This is a genomic window from Neisseria sp. P0022.S010, from assembly GCF_051956635.1.
Genome location: NZ_JBQCXF010000261.1, coordinates 1 through 4019 on the forward strand (window position 1 = coordinate 1; position 4019 = coordinate 4019).

At 48.8% G+C, this 4019-nt stretch carries 6 protein-coding genes; 2 read left to right on the forward strand and 4 right to left on the reverse strand.

All coding sequences use genetic code 11. From position 1 onward, the window contains the following. Nucleotides 1-977: A/G-specific adenine glycosylase (mutY, locus tag ACTHUT_RS14870; protein ID WP_440418974.1), on the forward strand; the 977-nt coding region annotated here is incomplete at its 5' end. 6 nt (nt 978-983) lie between these two features. Here the strand turns inward: mutY and ACTHUT_RS14875 are convergent. Continuing rightward, the gene (locus ACTHUT_RS14875; RefSeq protein WP_036473192.1) at nt 984-1340 is read right to left on the reverse strand and encodes a hypothetical protein; all 357 of its coding nucleotides are present in this window, start codon (nt 1338-1340) and stop codon (nt 984-986) included. 3 nt (nt 1341-1343) lie between these two features. Continuing rightward, on the reverse strand, nt 1344-1541 hold the full coding sequence (locus tag ACTHUT_RS14880) for a zinc-finger domain-containing protein (RefSeq protein WP_003686023.1): 198 nt from the start codon (nt 1539-1541) through the stop codon (nt 1344-1346). A gap of 113 nt (nt 1542-1654) precedes the next feature. Between ACTHUT_RS14880 and ACTHUT_RS14885 the strand changes: the two genes are divergently transcribed. After that, nucleotides 1655-2149, forward strand: coding sequence for a DMP19 family protein (locus ACTHUT_RS14885; protein WP_070749092.1), 495 nt, complete (start codon nt 1655-1657; stop codon nt 2147-2149). Between the two features lie 63 nt (nt 2150-2212). On the opposite strand, the gene ACTHUT_RS14890 is transcribed toward ACTHUT_RS14885, so the two are convergent. Continuing rightward, the gene (locus ACTHUT_RS14890) at nt 2213-2986 is read right to left on the reverse strand and encodes a M48 family metallopeptidase (RefSeq protein ID WP_070749039.1); all 774 of its coding nucleotides are present in this window, start codon (nt 2984-2986) and stop codon (nt 2213-2215) included. Nucleotides 2987-3094: 108 nt separating this feature from the next. Continuing rightward, nucleotides 3095-4003 carry a serine hydrolase gene (locus ACTHUT_RS14895; protein WP_371440889.1) on the reverse strand — a complete coding sequence of 303 codons (909 nt, stop codon included), beginning with the start codon at nt 4001-4003 and terminating at the stop codon, nt 3095-3097. Nucleotides 4004-4019 lie beyond the last annotated feature (16 nt).

Consider the following 4019-nt stretch of genomic DNA (forward strand, 5'->3'; position numbering starts at 1 on the left):
GTCACGACTTGCCTTGGCAGGTCAAAGACCCTTATTCCGTCTGGCTTTCAGAAATCATGCTCCAACAAACGCAGGTTGCTACCGTATTGGACTACTATCCGCGTTTCTTAGCCAAATTCCCAACCGTGCAATCACTGGCCGCCGCGCCGCAAGACGAGGTTTTATCCTTGTGGGCAGGCTTGGGCTATTACAGCCGAGCACGCAACCTGCACAAAGCAGCGCAACAAGTCGTCGGACAATTCGGCGGTATCTTTCCATCCGAGCGCAAAGACTTGGAGACGCTCTGCGGCGTAGGCAGAAGTACCGCCGCCGCCATTTCTGCCTTTGCTTTCAACCGACTCGAAACCATCTTGGACGGCAACGTCAAACGTGTTCTCTGCCGTGTATTTGCCCAAGATGGCAATCCGCAAGACAAAAAATTTGAAAACTCGCTTTGGACGCTTGCCGAAAGCCTGCTGCCGTCTGAAAACGCCGATATGCCTGCCTATACACAAGGGCTGATGGATTTGGGCGCAACCGTCTGTAAACGGACAAAACCTTTGTGTCATCAATGCCCTATGGCAGAGATCTGCGAAGCAAAAAAACAAAACCGCATTGACGAGCTGCCCCGCAAAAAAACTGCTCCCGAAGTGCAAACCCTACCGCTTTATTGGCTGATTATTCATCACACTGACGGCGCATTATTGCTTGAAAAACGCCCTGCCAAAGGCATTTGGGGCGGTCTGTATTGCGTACCCTGTTTTGAAAAATTAGACGATTTGTATACTTACGCCGAACACTTCGGCATTGTTTCAGACGGCCTTGAAGAACAAACCACGTTTACCCACCGCCTGACCCACCGTTTATTGATGATTACCCCTTTTCAGACGCAACAAAGGCCGTCTGAACATCTTTCAGACGGCCTTTGGGTATCATTGGAACATTTGGCGGATTATGGTTTGCCCAAACCTTTAATCAAATATTTGGCTAAAGGCTAAACCGCCCTATTCCACAATCTCTTTAAATACAACTTCTTTCCCACCGCGAATCAGTACGGCAAACCCATCGCCGATCTGCCAACGCGAGCTTGGATTGGCGTACTCGACGCCCTGACTGCGCAAGCGGACTTGCACCAGTTTTTCAACCGTATTGCCTTCACGCAGCTCAACCATCATCGGGCTGTGGCTGTTGATATAAATTGCAGTAATCGTCCGGCCTTGTGCGGATTGATAACGGACAGAATACGTCTGCGCTTGTGCAATGACAGGTAACGGCGCGTCAGGGCGCACGGCCTTATAAGAACCGCACGCAGCGCACAAACTCACGCACAAAGCGCAGATGATTTTGTTCAACATAGGCATAGATTAGTAATGGTGATGCGGAATCTCGCCATCAAGACGGTAATAAGTGCCGCAATACGGGCATTCAATCTCACTGTTGGACTGAATCGGCAAGAACACACGCGGATGGCCGTTCCACGTTTCATGATTAGGGCCGGAGCAATGCAGCGGCAAATCCTGCGGCTTGATGACTACAACGTTTTTTTCAGTCTGTGTACTCATGGTTTGGTTCCTCACTATGTTTTCTTATCTTCCGATATTGTAAAGCAAAACGGCCGCTAGGTTCAGACTGAAAACATTATATAATCACTTTTTTCAGACGGCCTTTGATGATTATGACGACCCTGCTCCGCCTTCAAGATTTCGATACTTCCGATTACGCTTCATTTCTTTATACACTCAGCGCAGCCTATTTGGACCACACCGAACAGGCAGGCGACGAGGAAATGTCCGGCCTCAACGACGAACAGCATACATTGACTGCCCTTTGCTACCTCGACAGCCAGGTTCAAGAAGGCGGCTTTGTACAGCTTATCGCTTCAGGATACGGAGAATACATCTTCGGCAATCCGGTTGCCGACAGCCTGCGCCGCTGGCGCATCAAGCCGATACCGAAAATCTTAGACAAAGCCAAAGCCCTGTACGAAAAACACGGCGAAGCCATTGAAAAAATGGCAGACGAGCAAAGGGATTTCGACGAAATCCGCAAAGCTTTTCCCGATTTTGAAGAGCTTGACGGCGATTATTATGATGTTGCCGACGAAGACTTGGAAACCGCAGCAGCCTACGTTCAGGCAAATTGGGATAAATTTGCCAAACTGTCAGGCTGAAACCATAAAACTTTGCCAGTTTGAATCATCTGTTCAAACCGGCAAAATCATCAATACGTCAAATTAACGTTTGTTTTTCTGATAAATCGGCATCACTTCAGGCAACATTTTGCGGATTGCATTGATACGCGCCTGATTGGTCGGGTGAGTCGACAAAATAGCCAATGAGCTGCCGCCCTGTACTTTGTTCATTTTTTCCCACACGCTTACCGCTGCCTCAGGGTTGTAGCCTGCTTCAGCCATCAAACGCACACCGCCGGCATCCGCTTCGCTTTCCTGATAACGTGAGAACGGTTTGGTTGCCAACAAATCTGCACCCAAGCCGACCAAATCACCATCCACACCGGTTGAGCTGGCCAAAATCGAACCGCCCAAGCCGGTCAATACTTGTCCGCCCAAAGCTTTTTTACTGTGTTCCAACAAAGCATGGGTCATTTCATGGCCGACAACGGCGGCAATTTCATCATCAGTCAGCTTCAATTTTTCTACTATGCCGGTGTACACGGCCATTTTACCGCCCGGCATTGCCCATGCGTTCATTTCATCACTGCGGATAACGTTCATCTGCCAGTTGAAGGGCACGCCGGTTTTGTTGGCGCGCTCAGCATGAGGACGCAGACGTGCAAACACACGTTGAACGCGTTGAGCAGTTGGAGATGAAACATCCAAAGCTTTTTGACCACGCGCTTTTTGAATGACTTGTGTGTAACTTTTAGCCGCATCTTCATTTAAAGTCGCGGTATCGTAGCCAACCATATCTGCTACAGAAGTACAGCCGGTCAACGCCAAAATCACTCCCATGCCGGCCCAATATTTTTTATTCCATTTTTTCAACATGTTTTCTCTCTGTGTTTTAAAATTAATGTAACGACATTGTACCCAAATTTAATACACTTTACACAAAAGGCCGTCTGAACGGTTTCAGACGGCCTTTAAGCGCAATATTTAAGAGCGGCGCTGCAACATCCAAGACTCAATCTTACGCGCATCGTTCACGCGTGTTGTGGAAGACGGAGAGTTGAGCAATACGATGGTAATCGGCTGATTCTGTACATTGGCCTTAACCACCATAGAACGTCCTGCCTCGCGGATATAGCCGGTTTTCTGCAATTCAATATTCCAGCTGCCCTCACGCACCAAGGCATTGGAGTTTTTGTAGTTTTGACGACCATTTGCCGTCCAAACCGAGCCATAATTTGAAGTAGAATTTTTGCGGATCAGCGGATATTTGCTGGCTGCCGCAACCATGCGGTTCAAATCGCGTGCAGTTGAAACGTTTTGGAAATTCAAACCGGTAGGCTCATAGAAACGGCTGCTGGTCATGCCCAGGCTTTGTGCTTTGGCATTCATTGCCGCAACAAACGCGCTCATACCACCCGGATAGGTACGGCCCAACGCATGGGTGGCACGGTTTTCACTGCTCATCAGGCTCAGGTGCAACAGTTCGCCGCGTGTCAGTGTCGTGCCGATGCTCAAACGGCTGCCCGTACCTTTCAGACGGTCGATTTCAGCCTCAGTAATCGTGATAGGCTCGTTCATATCCAGATGCGCATCCAACACCACCATCGCGCTCATCAATTTGGAAATAGAGGCAATCGGCATGACACGATCAGGGTTTTTCTGATACAGCACTTCACCGGTTTTATTATTGAAAATCAAAGCAGATTGCGAAGACAGCAAAGGACCTGCCAAAGCGGCTTGAGCTTCGACTTGGTCGGCATGACTCAACGCAAAAGCTTCCATCGGGTCATTTTGCACTGGGAAATTTTGTTCCAAAAATTGTCCCAATACATCCATATCATCGGCAACGGCAGGTGCAGAAGCAAAGGCCAATGCCACACCTGTCCATACCATTCCTAAAGTTTTATAG

Coding starts and splice junctions, on each gene's coding strand:
- ACTHUT_RS14890 (WP_070749039.1), bottom strand. CDS start 2,986: ATGTTGAAAAAATGGAATAAAAAATATTGGGCCGGCATGGGAGTGATT.
- ACTHUT_RS14880 (WP_003686023.1), bottom strand. CDS start 1,541: ATGAGTACACAGACTGAAAAAAACGTTGTAGTCATCAAGCCGCAGGAT.
- ACTHUT_RS14885 (WP_070749092.1), top strand. CDS start 1,655: ATGACGACCCTGCTCCGCCTTCAAGATTTCGATACTTCCGATTACGCT.
- ACTHUT_RS14895 (WP_371440889.1), bottom strand. CDS start 4,003: ATGGTATGGACAGGTGTGGCATTGGCCTTTGCTTCTGCACCTGCCGTT.
- ACTHUT_RS14875 (WP_036473192.1), bottom strand. CDS start 1,340: ATGCCTATGTTGAACAAAATCATCTGCGCTTTGTGCGTGAGTTTGTGC.